16 protein-coding genes and 1 pseudogene are annotated in these 18,280 nt (G+C 73.7%); 7 read left to right on the top strand and 10 right to left on the bottom strand.

Annotated elements, in window-relative coordinates; all coding sequences use genetic code 11:
• Positions 1-3: 3 nt before the first annotated feature.
• From AB0C22_RS00085 to AB0C22_RS00065, 5 genes and pseudogenes are all read right to left on the bottom strand, one after another.
• Positions 4-687 (bottom strand): maleylpyruvate isomerase N-terminal domain-containing protein, encoded by a 684-nt coding sequence (locus AB0C22_RS00085; protein ID WP_219465354.1) that lies wholly within the window; start codon positions 685-687, stop codon positions 4-6.
• Between the two features lie 134 nt (positions 688-821).
• Positions 822-1,250: a zf-TFIIB domain-containing protein gene (locus AB0C22_RS00080; RefSeq protein ID WP_219465352.1), complete on the bottom strand. Its 429-nt coding sequence runs from the start codon at positions 1,248-1,250 to the stop codon at positions 822-824.
• Positions 1,251-1,279: 29 nt separating this feature from the next.
• Positions 1,280-1,912: a phosphoribosyltransferase family protein gene (locus tag AB0C22_RS00075; protein WP_357533316.1), complete on the bottom strand. Its 633-nt coding sequence runs from the start codon at positions 1,910-1,912 to the stop codon at positions 1,280-1,282.
• A gap of 69 nt (positions 1,913-1,981) precedes the next feature.
• Positions 1,982-3,286, bottom strand: a pseudogene (locus tag AB0C22_RS00070) (glycosyltransferase 87 family protein); the annotation flags it as partial.
• Positions 3,283-5,811, bottom strand: coding sequence for a bifunctional diguanylate cyclase/phosphodiesterase (locus AB0C22_RS00065; protein WP_219465350.1), 2,529 nt, complete (start codon positions 5,809-5,811; stop codon positions 3,283-3,285). The gene AB0C22_RS00065 and the pseudogene AB0C22_RS00070, both read right to left, overlap by 4 nt.
• Positions 5,812-6,509: 698 nt before the next feature.
• Here AB0C22_RS00065 and moaC point away from each other — a divergent pair.
• The 4 genes from moaC (at position 6,510) to AB0C22_RS00045 (ending at position 9,234) form a co-directional block, all read left to right on the top strand.
• The gene (moaC, locus tag AB0C22_RS00060; RefSeq protein WP_208565140.1) at positions 6,510-7,001 is read left to right on the top strand and encodes a cyclic pyranopterin monophosphate synthase MoaC; all 492 of its coding nucleotides are present in this window, start codon (positions 6,510-6,512) and stop codon (positions 6,999-7,001) included.
• Entirely contained in the window at positions 6,998-7,468 is a 471-nt protein-coding gene (locus AB0C22_RS00055) for a MogA/MoaB family molybdenum cofactor biosynthesis protein (RefSeq protein ID WP_219465348.1), read from the top strand. Before moaC ends, AB0C22_RS00055 begins: the two co-directional genes overlap by 4 nt.
• Positions 7,469-7,546: 78 nt before the next feature.
• On the top strand, positions 7,547-8,806 hold the full coding sequence (locus tag AB0C22_RS00050; RefSeq protein WP_208565138.1) for a molybdopterin molybdotransferase MoeA: 1,260 nt from the start codon (positions 7,547-7,549) through the stop codon (positions 8,804-8,806).
• Positions 8,803-9,234: a molybdenum cofactor biosynthesis protein MoaE gene (locus tag AB0C22_RS00045; protein WP_208565793.1), complete on the top strand. Its 432-nt coding sequence runs from the start codon at positions 8,803-8,805 to the stop codon at positions 9,232-9,234. The genes AB0C22_RS00050 and AB0C22_RS00045 overlap by 4 nt, the downstream gene beginning before the upstream one ends.
• A gap of 66 nt (positions 9,235-9,300) precedes the next feature.
• On the opposite strand, the gene AB0C22_RS00040 is transcribed toward AB0C22_RS00045, so the two are convergent.
• Both AB0C22_RS00040 and AB0C22_RS00035 read right to left on the bottom strand, forming a co-directional pair.
• Positions 9,301-10,740, bottom strand: coding sequence for a glycosyltransferase 87 family protein (locus AB0C22_RS00040; RefSeq protein WP_357532654.1), 1,440 nt, complete (start codon positions 10,738-10,740; stop codon positions 9,301-9,303).
• A 204-nt stretch (positions 10,741-10,944) separates the two neighbouring features.
• Positions 10,945-11,490, bottom strand: a complete 546-nt coding sequence (locus AB0C22_RS00035) for a DoxX family protein (protein ID WP_357532652.1) — start codon at positions 11,488-11,490, stop codon at positions 10,945-10,947.
• Positions 11,491-11,682: 192 nt separating this feature from the next.
• Between AB0C22_RS00035 and AB0C22_RS00030 the strand changes: the two genes are divergently transcribed.
• Positions 11,683-12,228: an N-acetyltransferase gene (locus AB0C22_RS00030; RefSeq protein WP_208565135.1), complete on the top strand. Its 546-nt coding sequence runs from the start codon at positions 11,683-11,685 to the stop codon at positions 12,226-12,228.
• A 56-nt stretch (positions 12,229-12,284) separates the two neighbouring features.
• Here the strand turns inward: AB0C22_RS00030 and AB0C22_RS00025 are convergent, their stop codons facing one another.
• The 3 genes from AB0C22_RS00025 to AB0C22_RS00015 all read right to left on the bottom strand — a co-directional run bounded on the left by AB0C22_RS00025 (position 12,285) and on the right by AB0C22_RS00015 (position 16,181).
• Positions 12,285-13,529 (bottom strand): ATP-binding protein, encoded by a 1,245-nt coding sequence (locus AB0C22_RS00025; RefSeq protein ID WP_219465342.1) that lies wholly within the window; start codon positions 13,527-13,529, stop codon positions 12,285-12,287.
• A gap of 181 nt (positions 13,530-13,710) precedes the next feature.
• Entirely contained in the window at positions 13,711-14,133 is a 423-nt protein-coding gene (locus AB0C22_RS00020) for a hypothetical protein (RefSeq protein ID WP_308290954.1), read from the bottom strand.
• A 1,571-nt stretch (positions 14,134-15,704) separates the two neighbouring features.
• Positions 15,705-16,181: a hypothetical protein gene (locus AB0C22_RS00015; protein WP_219470480.1), complete on the bottom strand. Its 477-nt coding sequence runs from the start codon at positions 16,179-16,181 to the stop codon at positions 15,705-15,707.
• A gap of 287 nt (positions 16,182-16,468) precedes the next feature.
• Here AB0C22_RS00015 and AB0C22_RS00010 point away from each other — a divergent pair, with 287 nt between their 5' ends.
• Both AB0C22_RS00010 and AB0C22_RS00005 read left to right on the top strand, forming a co-directional pair.
• The gene (locus AB0C22_RS00010; protein ID WP_208565132.1) at positions 16,469-17,443 is read left to right on the top strand and encodes an EamA family transporter; all 975 of its coding nucleotides are present in this window, start codon (positions 16,469-16,471) and stop codon (positions 17,441-17,443) included.
• A gap of 209 nt (positions 17,444-17,652) precedes the next feature.
• Positions 17,653-18,189, top strand: a complete 537-nt coding sequence (locus tag AB0C22_RS00005) for a prepilin peptidase (RefSeq protein ID WP_357532649.1) — start codon at positions 17,653-17,655, stop codon at positions 18,187-18,189.
• Positions 18,190-18,280 lie beyond the last annotated feature (91 nt).

Genomic DNA, 18,280 nt, shown 5'->3' with positions numbered 1-18,280 from the left:
AGATCAGCCGAGCAGCGGGAACCAGCCGGCTGCCTCGCCCAGCGCCACCCGGTCCCGGTCGGTCAACGGCTCCCGACCGGTGGCCTTGCCCAGGTAGGTCAGGTCGTCCCAGTCGGCGGGCCGGACGGCGTCGTCGCTGAGCAGGCCGTCCATGGTGGTGACCGCGACCTCGACGGCCAGCGGACCGGGCGGCGGCCCCTCGGGCAGGTGGTGCACCAGATCGAGGTGGTGTACGACGGCCTCGGTGGTCAGCGTGGCCAGGAAGTCGGGCACCCGCAGCACGTGCCCCTGGGTGGTGACGTGCCCCTGCGGGTCGGCGGCACCCGCCGCGCGGACGGCAGCCGGTGCGGTGTCCGCCCAGATCCGGACCACACCGGTGGGCCGGTCGAAGGCGGCGGCCGAGCGGCGGACCCACCACGCGTGCCGGGCTGCGGCGTCGGGGTCGTCACCCGCCGGGAAGGACCGCCAGTAGCTGACGTCGTCGGTGTCTGCCGGCCCGTCGGCGGGGCTGGCCAGGGTGACCAGGGCGCGTTGGGCGTCGCCGAGCAGGTGGAAGAGCAGGTCGGCGACGACCCAGCCGCGACACCGGGTGGATCGTTGCAGCGCCGCGTCGTCGAGGTCGGTGACCACCCGGGTGATCCCGTCGTAGACCTGCGCCAACGCGGTGTGCTGCCGGACGAACGTCATGCCGTGCAGCGTCGCACGAGCGGCGTGCCCCGGCACGGCGGTTGACGGGCCACCTACCGTGGCCACCCGGCAGTGCCGCCCGGCGGGACCGGGCCGGGCACGGAAGGTCCCGGCCCGGTCGTCGACGGGATCGCTCAGCCGAACATCTCGTCGAGGAAACCCTTGTGCTTCTTGCGCTTGTAGTGGCCGTGGTAGCCGTGGTGCTGCTGCGGGTGACCGTAACCACCGTGGGTGCCGTACGCGGGCTGCGGCGGGTAGCCCGGCGGGGGCGGGGGCGGCGGCACGGCACCGTAGCCCGGCTGGTGGCTCGGGGCGGGCGGTGGCGGAGGCGGCGGTGGGTATCCGCCGGGCGTCTGGACGTGCTGCTGACCGGGGACGGGCCCCGGCTGACCGGGCGCGGGCGCACCGCGCTGCTGGTTCCAGTTCGCCTCGGCCTCGAACAGCTTTTCGAGTTCGCCACGGTCCAGGAAGATCCCCCGGCACTCGCCGCACTGGTCGATGACGACTCCGCTGCGCTCGTACTGGCGCATTTCTCCGCGACACTTGGGACAGGTGAGCTGCATCGCTCGACGGTACCCGGTCGGCGCAGCATTCAGGCGGTGGCGATCAGCGCCCCGGTCACCTCGTCGTCGTCGACCTCGTGGAAGTCGTCGTAGTAGGCACTGACCGCGCCGAAGTCGGCGGGCCGCCGGGCGCAGACCACCTCGTCCGCTTCGGCGGTGAGCATCTCGTACGCCTGCTGCGCGCCGACCGGCACGGCGACGACGACCCGGTGGGCACCGAGTCGCCGGGCGACCTGTACGGCGGCGCGGGCGGTCGCACCGGTGGCCAGGCCGTCGTCGACGATCAGGGCGGTGCGTCCGGTCAGGTCCAGCGGTGGGCGACCGGACCGGTAGCGGGCCTCCCGGCGGTCGAGTTCGGCCTGCTCGCGGCGTTGCACTTCGGCGCTGTCGGTCGGATCGAGTTGGGCGGCGACCTGGTCGTTGAGGACCCGCACGCCACCGGGGCCGAGCGCGCCGAAGGCCACCTCGGGGGCCCAGGGCAGGCCGAGCTTGCGGACCACCAGCACGTCGAGCGGTACGCCGAGCCGGTCGGCGACCACCCTGGCGACCGGCACCCCGCCGCGGACCAGGCCCAGCACGACGACGTCGGGTCGACCGGCCAGTGCGGTGAGTCGGGCGGCGAGTTGCCGACCAGCGTCGTCCCGATCGTGGTAGCTGCTCATGTGCTCAGGTTTACGCCCTGTGGGCGGGGCGTGCCGGGGACTCGGCGGAACCGGGGTCCGGTGGGTGGTCAGGGCGGGTGCCCAGCTCAGCAGGGCGATGGGGTAGAGCAGGTAGCCGAAGCGGGTGGTGGGCATCAGCAGGATGGCGGCGAGCAGGCCGTACCCGCAGATCAGCGTGGTGGTGGCGGCGCTGCGCGGTGGGCGGCGGACGAGCCGGACGGCGATGGCGGCACCGGCGGCGACGAGCAGCGCGGCGGCGACGAGCCGACCACCGGGCAGGGCGGTGGCGATCAAGTGGCCGGGGAAGGGGGACTGGGCGGGGCTGGTGACCTGGCCGTGGCCCAGCGGGAAGCGGAACACGTTCTCCACCAGCGCGTCCCGGTCGACCAGCAGGGCGGGGAGCAGGGCGAGGGCGGGTAGGCCGAGCGCACCGACGGCGACCCGCAGCCCGGCCCGCCGGGTGGTCCCCCAGAAGATCAGGACCAGCGCGACCGGCCAGGCGAAGAGTTTCAATGCGCCGGCCAGCCCGACCGCCACCCCGGCCCCGCCGGGCCGTCCGGCGGCGGCGAGGGCCAGGGCCAACAGGCAGAGCGCGAGTACGGGCAGGTCGTCGCCGCCGGTGGCCAGGGTGAGCGCGCAGATCGGCAGGACGGTCGCCGCCTGCACGCCGCGCAGCACCGCCGCCGCCCCGGCCCAGCCTCCGCCGGCCCAGCCTCCGCCGGCCCAGCCTCCGCCGGCCCAGCCTCCGCCGGCCCAGCCTCCGCCGGGTCTGGCGGACCGTCGCAGGGCGACCACGGCAAGCGCCAGTGCGGCGGCGGTGACCAGCGCGAACCAGACGCGGGAGTCGGTCCACCAGGCGTCGGCTGCGGCCCGGGGCAGCCCGAACAACGCCATCCCCGGCTGGTACGGGGTGTAGCCGAGCAGCCGTTCGTCGGCGGGCAACGCGGCGATGGCGTCCGGCCCGAGGTAGGGGGTGCCGTGCTCGGCGAGCCGGATGCCGGCCTGTTCGACGACCACCACCTCCTCCTGGGCCCGGTCGGTCCGCCCGGCGGCCCGCTGCCCGGCCTGCACGAGCAGCGGGAGCAGGGCGGTGCCGACCCAGGCGAGGCCGGTGACGATCGCGCGGGCGGTGGTGCCGGCCAGCCCGGGGCGGTGGCGTCGCAGCAGGACCTGGGCGGCGACCAGGAGGGTCGCGGCGAGGTAGCCGACGGCGGCGACGCTCCCCCAGGCCCGGTGCGGTGCCAGGGTGGAGGTGGCGGCGGTGACGGCGGCAAAGGCTGCGGAGACGGGGTAGAGGCCGAGGTCGAGGGCGAGTCCGTCGGCTGCGGTGTCGACGGTCCGCCAGCGGCGGGCGGCGCGGTCGGCGACGGTCACGCCGGCAAGTGTGGCAGACCGGTCGCGCGGTTCCGGGCGGGCTGGCGGCGGCCGGGGGTGCTGAGGCGGATGACCGCGCCGGTGTCGTGCAGCGGGGTGGCGAGGGTGCCGGGCCGGCCGCCGGAGCCGCGTTGGAGGGCGGCGAGGAGCGCGCCGGCCGGCAGTGGGCGGGCGAACAGGTGCCCCTGGCCGGCGGCGCAGCCGAGTGACCACAGGGCGCGGCGTTGCGGTTCGCTCTCCACGCCCTCGGCGACGACCGCGAGGTCGAGGCTGCGGCCGAGGTCGAGGGTGGAGCGGATGACGGCCGCCGCCTCCGCGGAACTCTCCATCGCGGTGACGAAGCTGCGGTCGATCTTCAGCTCGTGGACCGGGATGCGGGAGAGCAGGGAGAGGGAGGAGTAACCGGTGCCGAAGTCGTCCAGGGCGAGCCGGATGCCGGAGTCGCGCAGCCGGCTCAGCACCCGGTCGACCACGTCGAGTTGGCTGAGGGTGAGCGTCTCGGTCAGCTCCAGGACCAACCGGTCGGGGGGGAAGTCGTGGGCCTGGAGGCGGGCCAGCACCGCGCTGGGGAATCGGGCGTCGAGCAGGCTGCGGGGGGAGACGTTGACCGAGACCGGGAGGTCGAAGCCGGCCGTACGCCAGGTGACGGCGGCGACGAGTGCCTGGTCGAGGATGGCCTCGGCGAACGCGGGGAGCATGCCGGAGCGTTCCACCGCCTCGATGAAGCGCAGCGGATCGATCACCCCGTGCCGGGGGTGGTGCCAGCGGGCGAGGGCCTCGGCTCCGGTCACCTCGCCGGTGCCGAGGTCGACGAGCGGTTGGAAGTTGACGGTGAACTCGTGGTCGGCCACCGCGCGGGGCAGTTCACCGCCGAGGGTGAGCCGGCGCAGGTCGGCGGTGTCCCGGGTCGGGGCGTACGTGGCGATCCGCTGGCCGGCACGTTTGGCCTGGTACATGGCGACGTCGGCGCGGCGCAGCAGCTCCGGCATGCCGCCGGTGGCGGGGGCCGCCGCGATGCCGCCGCTGGCCTCCACGCTGATCCGCATGCCGTCCACGTCGAGCGGTTCGTGCAGGGCACCGAGCAGGGTCTCGGCCCGGTGGGCGGCGATGGCGGGGGCGGGCAGGTTGCGCATCAGCACGGCGAACTCGTCCCCACCGAGGCGGGCGACCAGGTCTTCGTCGCGGGCGGCGGCGCGCAGCCGGTCGGCGACCTGCATCAGCACCTGGTCACCGGCGGCGTGGCCGAGGGTGTCGTTGACCTCCTTGAAGTGGTTGAGGTCGATCAGGACGAGGGCGGTCACCCCCTCGGCGTGCCGGGTGCCGAGCTGCTCGGTGCCCCGGTCGAGCAGTTGCCGGCGGTTGGCCAGGCCGGTGAGCGCGTCGTGGCTGGCGGCGTGGGCGTGTTCGGCGGCGACCCGGGCCAGTTCGGCGTACGCCTGGGCGTTGCGGACGGCGGTGCACAGGGCGGAGGCGAAGGTGCGCAGGGTGTACTGCTCGCGTTCGTTGAGGCGTACCGGGCCACGGAACCGGAGTCGGAGCATCCCGACGTCGGCCGTCCGGTCGTGGCCTTCGAGCCGGGCGGGCAGGACGGTGCCCTCGATGTCGCTGGGGGTGCCGGCGGGGCCGTCGTAGGTGATGGTGCCGCTGGCCCCCCGTACGGTGCGGCCGGCGTCGCGCAGCTCGATCTCGACCTCGTCGGCGGAGAAGAGCTCGGTGGCCTGGGTGACGGCGGTGGTGAGGACCTTGTCCAGGTCGACCACGTTGAGCGCGTCGGTGGTGCGGGCGAGGCGCTGCCAGGCCTGCTGCTCGGTGCGGGACTTGACCTGGTTGGAGTAGAGCAGGTGGAGGCTGAGCACCAGGGGCGGCACGGCCAGCAGGAGCCGGGGGTCGGCCTGGAGGATGACCAGGGTGACGGCGATGAGGACGAACCGGGCCAGCACGCTGGTCAGGCGGAGCCCGAGGTCGTCCCAGAACAGTCTGCGTAGCGCGGTGCCGGTGGCCATCGCGATGACCGGCAGGGTGAGCAGTTCGTCGAGGACGACCGCGACGAGGTAGGCGAGCCCGATCATGCCGATGACGTGTCGGAGGTCGGTGTCCTGTGGTGACCAGCCGAGGGTGTGCAGGGCGATGCCACCGCCGGCCGCCAGCAGCATGCTCTTGGCGATGCCGAAGGCGGTCTTGAGGGGTGAGGGCTTCATGGAGAGCAGGGCGATCGCGACGCCCGTGCCGGTGGTCAGCACGACCAGGGGTGCGGGGGCGACGGCCAGGCCGAGGACGATCGCGGTCTCGCTCCACGATATTGCGTGGACCGTTGCCCGAATTCGAATTCGCCAGTTGATCCGGACGCCGAGTGCGGCCATGAAGGCCAGGGCGATGGATCGGGTGAGGTCGCCGCCGGTGAGGTGCAGGTGGGCCAGTTGGTACAGGGCGACGGCCGCTGCTGCGGTGGCCACCACGCAGACGAGGCCGACGTGCAGCGTCAGCTGCCGCTCGGCCTCCGTCTTGCCTTCGTCCGGTCGTGCCATCGTGTCCTCGACAACCACTCCGTGTCGCTGAGCAGAGGCCAAGGCTACGTGGGGTCACGCCGCCACCACAATCGTTCAGAGCCACTCGTGTGCGGACATCGCTTTCGCCTCCCCTGGTCGCCGTGTCCGACCTTCCGGTCGGGATCTGACAGGGGACAGCCTAAGGGCGGTTAGGACGATTTTGGAGGTATAAATGTAACTATGAGCGATAGGTGAGAATTGAGTGCAGGTTGGTGACTTTCCGTTTCCACGGGGAAACGGAGTGCTGAGTGCTCCCGACCGTTCTCGTTAACGCTAGATAATGGTGCAGCGGCGGGGTTTGCGACATCGGGTGAGGGTCGCTGGTTGGAGCAACTGTGCGGTGACCGGCGGGTGAGTGCGACGGATCACCCGATTGCGGAACGCAGCGTAGTCGTGTGGGCGCGCTGGTGCCAGTGCCGACGAAGTGGCCCGGTGGCGATTCGCGGTCGCGACGCGACGTTGGGTTTCTCGTCCGTGACGACGAGGTGTCCGATCTCTCGGGCGATGACGTTTCCCGCTCTCCCGCCGACCCGAGAACGTATTAGTGGCGACCGATGAAATCGACGGTGAACTATCGATCACGAATCATCCCGTACGGCGTCGACCCGCTTGATCCCCACCGCCCGGGGTGAATGGGACGTACCCCCCGGTCGGACCCGGCCGCTAGGCTCGCGGACGTGACCGATCCCGCGCAGCTCAGCCACGTCGACGCCGCAGGCGCGGCCCGCATGGTCGACGTCTCCGCCAAGCCGGTGTCCGGCCGGGTCGCCGTGGCCGCCGGCCGGCTGCACACCACCGCCGAGGTGGTGGACCTGCTGCGCCGCGACGGGCTGCCCAAGGGTGACGCGCTGGCCGTCGGCCGGCTCGCCGGCATCATGGGCGCCAAACGCACCCCCGACCTGATCCCGCTCTGCCACCCGATCGCCCTGCACGGCGTCGACGTCGACCTGCGCCTCACCGACGACACCGTCGAGATCACCGCCACCGCCCGCACCGCCGACCGGACCGGGGTGGAGATGGAGGCGCTGACCGCGGTCGCCGTCGCCGGGCTGGCCCTGATCGACATGGTCAAGGCGGTCGACCCGGCCGCCACCGTGGACGCCGTCCGGGTGCTGCGCAAGACCGGCGGCAAGACCGGCGAGTGGGTCCGCCCCCAGGACCGGCCGTGATCCGGGCCCGGGTGATCGTGGCGTCCAACCGGGCCGCCGCCGGGGTGTACGCCGACACCAGCGGCCCGCTGCTCGTCACCGGCCTGCGCGAGCTGGGCTGCCAGGTCGACGAACCGGTGGTGGTGCCCGACGGTGAACCGGTCGGCGAGGCACTGCGCGCCGCCCACACCGACGGGATCGACGTGGTGCTGACCAGCGGCGGCACCGGCATCACCCCCACCGACCGGACCCCGGAGGTGACCCGGGCGCTGCTCGACCACGAGATCCCCGGCATCGCCGAGGCGATCCGCGCGTACAGCCGGGACCGGGTGCCCACCTCGGCGCTGTCCCGGGGGTTGGCCGGGGTGCTGGGCCGGATGCTGGTGGTCAACCTGCCCGGCTCGCGGGGCGGTGCGAAGGACGGTCTGGCCGTGCTGGGCCCGATCCTCGCCCACGCGGTCGACCAGTTGCGCGGCGGCGACCACTGACCGCACGGCCGCCCCGGCGGCGATAGGCTCGCGGGGGTGAACGCGGAGCCCCGCGTCCCGTCCGAACGGAGGCCCCCGGTGAGCACGGAAACCGCCGCCACCGCGGCCCAGGTCGCCGCGCCGCCGCCGGCCGGATGGGAGGAGGCCCGCTCCCGGGTCTACGCGGTCGGCCTGGCCGCCGCCCTGCCCGCCGTCAACCGGGCGCTGGCCGACGCCGACGGGCACACCCTGGCCGAACCGTTGACCACCCGGACCGACCTGCCGGCCTTCCCCACCTCCAGCGTCGACGGCTGGGCGGTGCGCGGCACCGGCCCGTGGGACGTCGTGGGGCGGGTACTCGCCGGACACACCCCGGCCGGGTTGACCGCCGACGGCACCACCGTCGAGATCGCCACCGGCGCGATGGTCCCCGCCGGCACGACCGCCATCCTGCGCATCGAGGACTCGGGTCGTACCCCGGACGGGCGGGTGACCGGCACGCCGCGCCCGAACCCGGAGTGGCGGGAGCCGGGCGAGGAGGCGGTGGCCGGTGAGGAGCTGCTGCCGGCCGGCACCCCGGTCGACCCCGCGCTGATCGGGCTGGCCGCCTCCTGCGGGCACGACCAGCTCCGGGTCCGCCGTCAGCCCCGGGCCGCGCTGCTCGTCTTCGGCGACGAACTGCTCACCGCCGGCCCGCCCGGGTCGGGCCGGGTCCGCGACGCGCTCGGTCCCGCCGTGCCGTCCTGGTTGCGCCGCTACGGCTGCCAGGTGCGGCCCTCCGACGTGGTCGGTCCGGTGGCGGACACCCTGCCCGCCCACGTGGCCGCCCTGCGCGGGGCGCTGGCCGTGGCCGACCTGGTCTGCACCACCGGCGGCACCATGCACGGCCCGGTCGACCACCTGCACCCCACGTTGGAGGCGCTCGGCGCCGACCACGTGGTCAACACCGTCGCCGTCCGGCCCGGCTTCCCGATGCTGCTGGCCCGGCTGGTCGACGACGACGGACGGGTCCGTTTCGTGGCCGGGTTGCCCGGCAATCCGCAGTCCGCGATCGTCGCCCTGGTGTCGCTGGTCGCGCCGCTGCTCGCCGGGCTCCAGGGCCGGGTGCTGCCGGCACTGCCGTACGCCACCCTCGCCGGGCCGGTGCCCGGCCGGGGCGACTACACCCACCTGGCCCTGGTCCGGCTGGACCGGGCCGCCGGCACCGCCCACCCGGTCCGGCACGTCGGCTCGGCGATGCTGCGAGGGCTGGCCGGCGCGGACGGGTTCGCGGTGATCCGGCCGGGCACCTCCGGCGAGGTCGGGGCCCGGGTGCCCGTCGTACCGCTGCCGTTGCTGCCCGGGGAGCGCACGTGGTGACGGCCGACCCCACCACGGCCCTGCTCGCGGTCACCGACCAGCCGCTGGACCTGGCCGCGCACGAGGCGGCGGTCGCCGACCGCCGGGCCGGCGCGGTCGTCTCCTTCCAGGGCGTGGTCCGCGACCACGACCACGGCCGACCGGTCACCCTGCTGGAGTACGAGGGCCACCCGAGCGCCGTCGAGACGCTGCGCGCGGTGGCCGCCGAGATCGCCGCCGACCCCGACGTCTACGCGGTGGCCGTGTCGCACCGCATCGGTCGGCTCGACATCGGGGACGTGGCGCTGGTGGCGGCGGTCAGCACGGCACACCGGGCGGCGGCCTTCGCGGCCTGCGCCCGGCTGGTCGACGAGGTGAAGGCGCGGCTGCCGATCTGGAAACGGCAGGTCTTCGCCGACGGCACCGAGGAGTGGGTCAACTGCCCCTGACCGTGGCGTCGTGCCCCACCGGGCCGGCCGGGGTCGGCCGACCGTGGTGGCGCGGGCCGGGCGGGGTCAGCGGCGACCGGCCGTGGTGACACGGGCCGACCGGTCGGGATAGAAGGCGGGCTCGGCACCGGGCCGCCACGGCAGGGCGGCGACCAGCACGATCAGCGCCAACGCGAGCGAGTTCTCCATAAGCGCGCCGAACAGGCCGTTCTGGTAGTGGGACACCTCGGGCAGCTTGTGCTCGTACGGCCAGATCGGCGAGATCACGAAGAGCAGGTACAACCCGAGCGCCGCGGCCCCGTGCCGCAACCCGGTCAGCGTCGGGTACCAGATCGGCGGGCGCAGCCCACTCACCCCGGGTGGCCCGCCGAACGACTGCGGGCCGGTACGCACCGACAGCCCCCGACTCGCCTCACGGCGGCGTACGGCGGCGTCGGCGAGCACGACGATCGCCGGGATGACCCAGACCAGGTGGTGCGACCAGGAGATCGGGCTGATCACGTTGGCGGTCAGCCCGACCAGGGTGAACGCGGTCAGCTCGTCGCCGTCGGCGCGGGCGTTGGCGGCCCGGGACAACCCGACGGCCAGGATCAGCACCGAGAACGCCAACCAGAGCAGACCGGGCGTCTCGATCGAGTCGTAGAGCCGGGCCAGCAGCCCGGCCAGCGACTGGTTGGGCGTCATGTCGGCGGCCCCGACCCGCTCGGTCTGCCACAGCACCCCGCCGAAGTAGGCCCGCGACTCGGTGCCGACCAGCGCGAAGCTGCCCAGGGTGACGCCGATGATGGTGCCGACGGCGGTGGCGGCGACCCGCCACTGCCGGGTGACCAGCAGGTAGACGATGAACAGCGCCGGGGTGAGCTTGACGGCGGTGGCCAGGCCGATGCCCATGCCCGCCCAGGACCCGCTGTAGAGCAGCCGCAGGAACGGGCCGTCGGTGCCGCGTCCGTGGGTGCCCCGCCGGGAACGCCAGCGCAGACCCACCAGGTCCGCCATGATCAACGCGAACAGGAGCAGGTTGACCTGCCCGTACCCCAGGGTCTCCCGGACCGGTTCGAGGGCGGTGGCCATCGGGGTGGCGATGGCCACGGAGTACCAGAGCGGCCAGCCGAGCCGGTCGACGATCGGGCGCAGCAGCGCGGCGAGGATCACCGCCAGCGCGGCGATGCTGCCGGCCGCGTTGATCCAGCCGGCCGCCTCGATCGGCAGCATCGCCATCGGCAGCATGGCCAGCGCGGCGAAGGGCGGGTAGGTGAAACCCAGCGTGGTGGTGGGCGCGATGAACTCGTACAACTCGTGCCCGCTCGCCCACCACACCACCGCGCCGTGGTAGATCTTCATGTCGAAGAAGTTGTACGGCCGCCCGAAAGCACCGATGGCGAGCCATGCGGCATAGGCGACGGCGGCCACGATGCCGACCCGTACGACTGTCCTACGATCGATCCCACGCGTTGCGCGACGGACTGGGGCGAGGCGGTCCGCCCGTCTACCGACGGTCGTCGGCATGGCGTGGCCACCCCCATACCAAGGTCGTCCTACCCGTCCAGGTCCGGTAGGGAGCCTAGAACGGCGCCTCACGTTGCTGCCTCCCGCGTTATCCGACCGTGTCCGATCCCACACCAGTTTTTGACATTTCCACCGCGTTAACGGGTGTCGGGTGGTTCAGGTAATTCGCGGCCTTACGGGGGGTGGTGGCCGAATCGATGCAGGTCAGCCGGGAAGCCGGCGGGCGGCGGCGGCCGACCGGACGGCGATCCGGGCCTCCCGCCGGGCGGTGCGCACCGCACGACCGACCGACCGTCGAGAGTGGCCGATGCGGTGACCGGCCCGCCAGCGCAGGCCCGGCCTGCCCTCGGTGTCGGCTGCGGCGAGCAGCAGACCACCGAAGAGCCCGAGGTTCTTCAGGAAGTGCACCTGGTTGTTGCTCCGCGTCGTCGGATCGTCGTTGTCCCAGAACGGGTGACCGGCGACGGTGGTGGGCACCAGGGTGCCGGCCAGGACCAGTGCGGCCGGCCGGGTGAACTTCCCGGTGGCCAGCATCAGGCCGGCGGCGAGCTGCACGGCGGCGTTGGCGCGGATCAGCGTCTCGGGGTCCGTGGGGAACTGCGGCGCGGCCCGCTGGACCAGCGGAGCGACCCGGTCGGTGACCGGCCGGGCAGCCGTCACGAGCCGCTGGGGGTGTTGGAAGTTGCGGGCGCCGCTGACCACGAAGATGCCGCTCAACATGACACGGGCGAGGGAGCGCACGGGTTTCATTGCTCAGTCATACCCCGTTTGGACCCCTGCTATCCGGGCAACGGCCGATCCGGAGCGCTCTGCGTGCCGTCGCCCGAAGCAGGTCGCGCCGCTGCTCCCGGGACCGCGCCGTGCCGGTCGGCGCGATGACACGCCACGCCGAACTGGGCGACCGTCGCTGATGGACCTGCCACGACCGGTAACGTCGCGCCGGTGACGACCCTGCGGTTGCGTCCCGAGGGCCCGGCCGACGCCGGCCCGATCCGTCGGGTGCTGGCTGCCGCCTTCGCCCGCCCCGACCGCACCACCCCCGGTGAGGTCGCGCTCGTCGACGAGCTGCGCGGCAGTGCGGCGTGGCTGCCGGAACTGGCGATGGTCGCCGAGTACGGCGGCGAGGTGGTCGGGTACGCGCTGCTCACCCGGGTCCGGGTCGAGGCCGACCGGGAACGCGCCCCGGCGCTGGTACTCGGGCCGGTGGCGGTGGCCCCGCACCGGCAACGGGTCGGGCACGGCACGGCGGTGGTGCAGGCCGCGCTGGAGGCCGCCACCGAGCTGGGCGAGCGGCTGGTGGTGGTCCTCGGCGACCCGGCGTACTACCGGCGGTTCGGCTTCACCCGGGCCGACCGGATGGGGCTGGTCAGCCCCTGGTCGGGGCTGGGAGAGCCGTGGCAGGCGCTGGTGCTGCCGCCGGAGACCAGCGACGCGCCACCACCCCCGCGCGGCGAGGTGGTCTTCCCACCCCCCTGGTCCCGGGTCTGACCCCGTGGCCGGTGCCGGCCGTCCGGCGGGTCCGGTCGCCCCGTGGCCGGTGCCGATCAGGCCGGCTGGGTACGCAGGTAGCGGCCGAAGTGCGGGACGGTGAAGGCGACCGTGCCGCGTTCCCCCGAATAGATCAGACCCTTCTTGATCAGCGCGTCCCGGGCCGGGGAGAGGCTCGCCGGCTTGCGGCCCAGCGCACGGGCGATCTCGGCGGTCGGCACGGCGGCGTCCATGTCGTCCCGACCACCGCCGTCAGCCTCGCCCGCCACCTGGGACAGGGTCGCCATCGCCCGCATGTACTCGCGTTCGGCAGGGGTGGCCCGCTCGAACCGGGAACCGAAGAAACCGACCGCCAGCTCCGCCTCCGCCTCCGGGGCGGCGACCCGGACGTCCGCGTCGGTGATCGGGGAGCGGGGCGCATGGTCCCAGGTCGCCTTCCCGTACGCCTGGACGAAGTACGGGTAGCCGCCGGACGACTCGTAGAGCAGGTCGAGGGCCTTCTGCTCGTACTCCACCTGTTCCCGCCCGGCCGGCGCGCACAGTGCCTGGTCGGCGGCGATCCGGTCCAGCCGGTCGATCCGCAGGTAACGGAAGAGCCGCTCCGAGTACGACTTGGCGGCGCTGAGCACCGCCGGCAGGTGCGGCAGGCCCGCGCCGACCACGATCAAGGGTGCGCCGAGCTGGGACAACTCGTGGCAGGCCGCACAGAGCGCCGACACGTCCTCCGCACCGAGATCCTGCATCTCGTCGATGAAGACGGCGATACCGGTGCCCACGTCCCCGGCGACCGCCGCCGCGTCGGTGAGCAACTCCACCAGGTCGATCTCGATGTCCCCGGAGTCGGCCCGGCCGCTGCTGGCCGGCACGTCGATGCCGGGCTGCCACCGGTCACGCAACCGGGGGGCCGCACCGGCCCGCCCGGTGGTCGGTGCGCTGCGCTGCGCAAACGCCTTGAGTACGCCGAGGAAGGCGTCGATCCGCTCCGGTGCCCGGTGCCGGGGGGCGAGTTCGCGGACCGCCATGTGCAGCGCGGCGGCGATCGGTCGACGCAGCGACTGCTCCGGTCGGGCCTCGATCTTGCCGGTGCCCCAGAGCTGGTTGATCGCCTGGGAGCGCAGGGTGTTGAGCAGGACGGTCTTGCCGACGCCGCGCAGGCCGGTGAGCATCAGGCTGCGCTCGGGGCGTCCCCGGGCGATCCGTTCCAGCACCACGTCGAAGACGTCCAGCTCCCGCCCCCGCCCGGCGAGCTCGGGCGGGCGCTGACCGGCGCCCGGGGCGTACGGGTTGCGGACCGGATCCACGCATCGCACAGTATCGGGCGGTCTAGCCTGCGGACTAGAGATGCGTAGACGGGGCTACCGGCGTGTCGCCCACCGGGTCCGGGCAGGTCCCGTGGTGGAGGCGACGGGGGTGCCGGCGACCCTCTCGACACGAATATGGGGCTGTCTAGCGTTGATGCTAGACAGCCCCATATTTCCCTGTTCAGCTGCGTTTGCGCAGGCAGAGTACGTAATCGAAGAGGTCCACCGAGTTGTCGTGCACGTAGTTGGCGTTCGACTCCGGGGCCAGCGACTTACACCGGTCCCCGTTGGTGGACGCCGGAATCCGCAGCAGCACCTCGTAGGTGTTCGGACCGCACGGCACCTTGCGCAGGTCGGCGTCACTGGCCGTACCGTCGTTGACCACGCAGTCGCCCCGGACGATCTGCTCCGCCCGGGTCGGCGTCGGGGTCGGCTCGGCCGTGGTCGGCTCGACGGTCGGCTCCGTCGGTGCGTTCCCGGTCGGCCCGTTCTCCGTCGGCGAGGCGGACGCGACCGCCTCCGGAGCCGGATCGTCGCTGTCACCCGACGCCAGGAGGAACCAGCCACCCACCACGAGGCACGGGCACAGCAGCAGGACCACCACCAGCCCGATGATGAGCGCGATCCGACCGCCCCGACCCTTTGCCGGCGGTGCCGCCGGAGGCGGGAAACCCTGCCCCGGATATCCCGGTGGCGTGGGCTGCCCCGGGAAGCCGGGCGGCGGTGCGGCCGGTCCTGGGAAGCCGGACGATGGTGCGGCCGGTCCTGGGAAGCCGGACGATGGTGCGGCCGGTCCTGGGAAGCCGGACGATGGTGCGGCTGCCCCCGGGAAGCCGGACGATGGTGCGGCTGCCCCCGGGAAGCCGGATGACGGTGCGGCCGGCCCCGGGTAGCTGGGTGCCGGGGGCGGTGGGGACTGGGCGGGGTAGCTGGCCGGTGGTGGTGACGCCGGTGCGCTGAACGCGCCGGCCGCCGGTGCGGCGGTCGGCCCGGCGGGCGGGAAGGGCCCCGGCGGCGGGTAGCCGGCCCCCGAGGACGGCACCGGCGTGCCGGTCGGCGGGAGATAGGTGTCCGGCGGAGGATAACCCGCCCCCGAGGACGGAGGTGGGTAGCCCGTTCCGGAAGACGGCGTCGGGTAGTCAGCCCCCGCTGCCGGCATCTGGGTGGTCGGCGAGTACCCGCCCGCTGCGGGCATCTGGGTGGTCGGCGAGTATCCGCCGCCCGCTGCGGGCATCGGCGTGGTGGCCGGCTGCCCGGCTCCCGACACCGGCAGCCGGGTGGTCGGCGGCTCAGGTGGCGTGGAGATCGGGGCGGTCGGCGGTTCGGCGGCGAAGGGTGCGGTCGGCGGTTCCGGCGTGGTGGCCGAGAGTGGTGCGGTCGGCGGTTCGGGCGTGGTGGTCGAGAGTGGTGTGGTCGGGGGTTCGGGCGTGGTGGCTGAGAGTCGTGTGGTCGGCGGTTCGGGCGCGGCGGCCGAGATCGGTGCCGTCGGCGGCTCCGGCGAGGACGCGGCCATTGGTGCGGTGGGCGGTTCTTCCGCACTCGGAATGGGTGCCGTGGCCGGCTCGCCCGCCTCCCGTGACACCGGCACGGTCGGTGGCTCGACGTCCTCCCGGCGGATCGGTGTGGTCGGTGGCTCGACGTCCTCCGGGCGGATCGGTGTGGTCGGCGGCTCGTCCGGGCCGGTATCGGGTCCGGTCGGCCCGGCGGAGAGCGGGGCGGTCGGTTGGTCGTCCGCGTCACCCCGGAGGGGTGCGGTCACCGGTTCCTCGGCAGCGCCCGGGGCAGGCGCGGAGATCGGCGCGGTCGGCGTCTCGTCAGCCGGATGCGGGGCAGCCGGCGAGTTGACGGCGGTCACCGGTTCCTCGGCGGCGTGTGGAGCCGCCGGGGAGATCGGTGCCGTCGGCTGCTCGTCCTGGTTGCGGGTGAGGGGTGCCGTCGGCTGCTCGTCCGATCCGCCCGGGATCGGTGCCGTCGGTGGTTCCGCCTCCGACGGAATTCTCACGGTGGGTGGCTCCGGCTCGGCGCGGAAGATGGGCTTCGTCGCTGGTTCGGGGTCGGGGTGCGCGAGGGGCGCGGTGGGTGGCTCCGGGTCGCTGTTCGAGGGACGTTGTTCCTCGTCGGGGCGGCCGGAGTCGGGTGGGCCGAAGGTTGACAATCTCTCCCCCAGGGGTGGGCTCAGCGCTGCTTCAGGCAGAGGACGAAGTCGAGGGTGTCCAGCTCGCTGTCGAAGAAGTACCAGTTGGTGTAGCCCTCCACCTTGCCGCACTTCGCCTCGGCGTCCCTTTCACCACTGGTCGCCCCGTCGAAACGACGTAAGACCTCGTACGTTCTCGGGGCGCACTCGGTGATCAGTAGCTTGGGCTTGCCGCCGGCCGGACCCTCGTTGCGGACGCACTGCCCAGCCTTGACGAAGCGCGGGTCGGCCGAGGCGGCGGGTGCGGGGGTGGCGGTGGTCGACCCGCCCGGTTCGGCAGTGGCCGCGTCCGGCACCACCGGTGCCGTCGGCAGCGCCGCACCGGTGTTCGTCGGCTCGTCGTCGCTCAGCAGGTACCACAGGGTGCCACCGCTGACGGTCAGCACGGCGAGCACAACCAGCACCGCGATCAGCGGACCCCGGCCGCGCCCCGACCCGGGGTTGCCCGGGTAGGCCACCGGTCCGCCCGCCGGAAACTGCCCTGCCGGCCCGTACGGCTCCGACTGGAACTGGTCGTACGCCGGATGGTGGGGCTGCTGTCCACCCGTCGGCTGGGTCGGCACGGTTGCGGGGTGGGGCTGCTCCGGGGCGGGCTGGCCCCAACGGTCGTCCGGGCGTCGCCCACCCCACGGGTCCGGGGAACCGCCCGGTGGTCCGTAGTTCGCCATGCCCGCCCTCCCGCGTGCCGAGATGCCGGTCGTCCGGAAGGACGCCACCGACGTGGTCACCGTAGCGTGGTCCCGCGATGACCTCACCTTCCTCGGCCGCGACACCCGCCCGACCAGCGCTGATCTGGACCGCACTCATCCTGGTCTACGTGCTGTGGGGTTCCACCTACCTCGGTATCCGGGTCGTGGTGGAGTCGATGCCGCCGCTCGGCTCGGCTGCCGCCCGCTTCGGTGGTGCCGCGTTGGTGCTGGCGGTGGTCCTGCGGCTGCGGCGGGGCGCGGGTGCGTTGCGGGTCGACCGGCGGCAACTCGGCTCGGCCGCGCTGGTCGGGGTGCTGCTGCTGGCCGGCGGCAACGGCCTGGTGGTGCTCGCCGAGTCGGGCCCGGCCGGCGTGGCGGTGCCGTCGGGCATCGCCGCGCTGCTGGTGGCCACCGTCCCGCTGCTGGTGGTGCTGCTGCGTACGGTCACCGGGGACCGCCCGCCGGGGTGGACGTTCGCCGGGGTGACGGTGGGCTTTCTCGGGCTGGTGCTGCTGGTGCTCCCCCGGGGCGGGACGGGGACGGTGCCGCTGGTCGGTGCGTTGACCGTGGTCGCGGCGGCCACCTGCTGGTCGGTGGGGTCGTTCCTGTCCAACCGGTTGCGGATGCCCGCTGACCCGTTCGTCGCCACCGTCTACGAGATGGTCGCCGGGGCGGTGGCGCTCGTCGTGCTGTCCGTGACCCGGGGTGAACTGCGCGGGTTCTCCCCGGCGCAGGTGACGACCCGTTCCTGGTTCGCCCTGGCGTACCTGCTGGTGGCCGGGTCGTTGGTCGCCTTCACCGCGTACGTCTGGTTGCTGGCCCATGCGCCCATCTCGCTGGTCTCCACCTACGCCTACGTGAACCCGGTGGTGGCGGTGGCGCTCGGCGCGTTGCTGGTGGCTGAGCCGATCACCGGTCAGGTGCTGCTCGGCGGTGCGGTGATCGTGGCCGGCGTGGCGCTGGTGGTGACCACGGAGCGGGCCCGCCGGCCGGCGGGTGACGGGGCAGCCGCCGTACCGTCCCGGCGGTAACGTCGAGGGCCGTGCCCGTCGGCCCGGTGACCGTAACCGCGATGCTCGGCGTCCTGGCCGGCCTCGCCGCACCTCGGATCGCCCGCTCCTTCCCACCCCGCACCCCGCCGGCCATGCACCCGACTCCAGCGCCGGCCGTGGCCTCGGTTCCAGCGCCGGTCGGGGCGCCGGCTCCAGCGCCCGACTGCGCGCCGGCTCCAGCGCCGGCCGTGGCCTCGGTTCCAGCGCCGGTGGGGATCGCGGTGGTGGGGGCGGTGGTCCTCGGTGGGTTGGCCGCCGCACGGTGGCCGGAGCCGGCACTGCCGGCGTTCCTGCTGGTCGCCGCCGTGGGTCTGGTGCTGGCGGTGGCGGACCTGACCAGCCTCCGCCTGCCCGACCCGCTGGTCGGCGCGGCCGCGCTCGGCGGCGGCACCGCGTTGACCGTCGCGGCCGTCGTCACCGGCACGCCCGGTCGTCTGGCGCTCGCGCTCGCCGGGGCCGCCCTCTCCCTCCTGCTGTACGTCGTGCTGGCGCTGCTGCCCCGCTCCCGGCTCGGCTTCGGTGACGTGAAGCTGGCGGCGGTGCTCGGGCTGCCGCTGGGCTGGCTGGGCTGGCCTACCCTCTGGCTCGGCCTGCTCCTGCCGCACCTGCTCCAGGGGCTGCTGGTGCTGGCGCTGCTGGCCGCCCGCCGGGTACGCCGGGACACCGCCCTGCCGTTCGGCCCGGCCCTGCTCACCGGTGCCTGGCTGGCCGTCCTGCTCGCCTGACTGTGAGCATGGCGGGGTCGGTTCATCAGTGGTGAGCTGATGGTCGGCAGTAGCAGGTGTGACCCTTCGCCTGACTGGTTTCGTGCCTTCG

The sequence above is a fragment of the Micromonospora sp. NPDC048894 genome (genome assembly GCF_040649765.1).
Classification (GTDB): domain Bacteria; phylum Actinomycetota; class Actinomycetes; order Mycobacteriales; family Micromonosporaceae; genus Micromonospora; species Micromonospora antibiotica.
The sequence above is the reverse complement of the archived record's forward strand: the minus strand, read 5'-3'. Positions and strand labels throughout refer to the sequence as shown.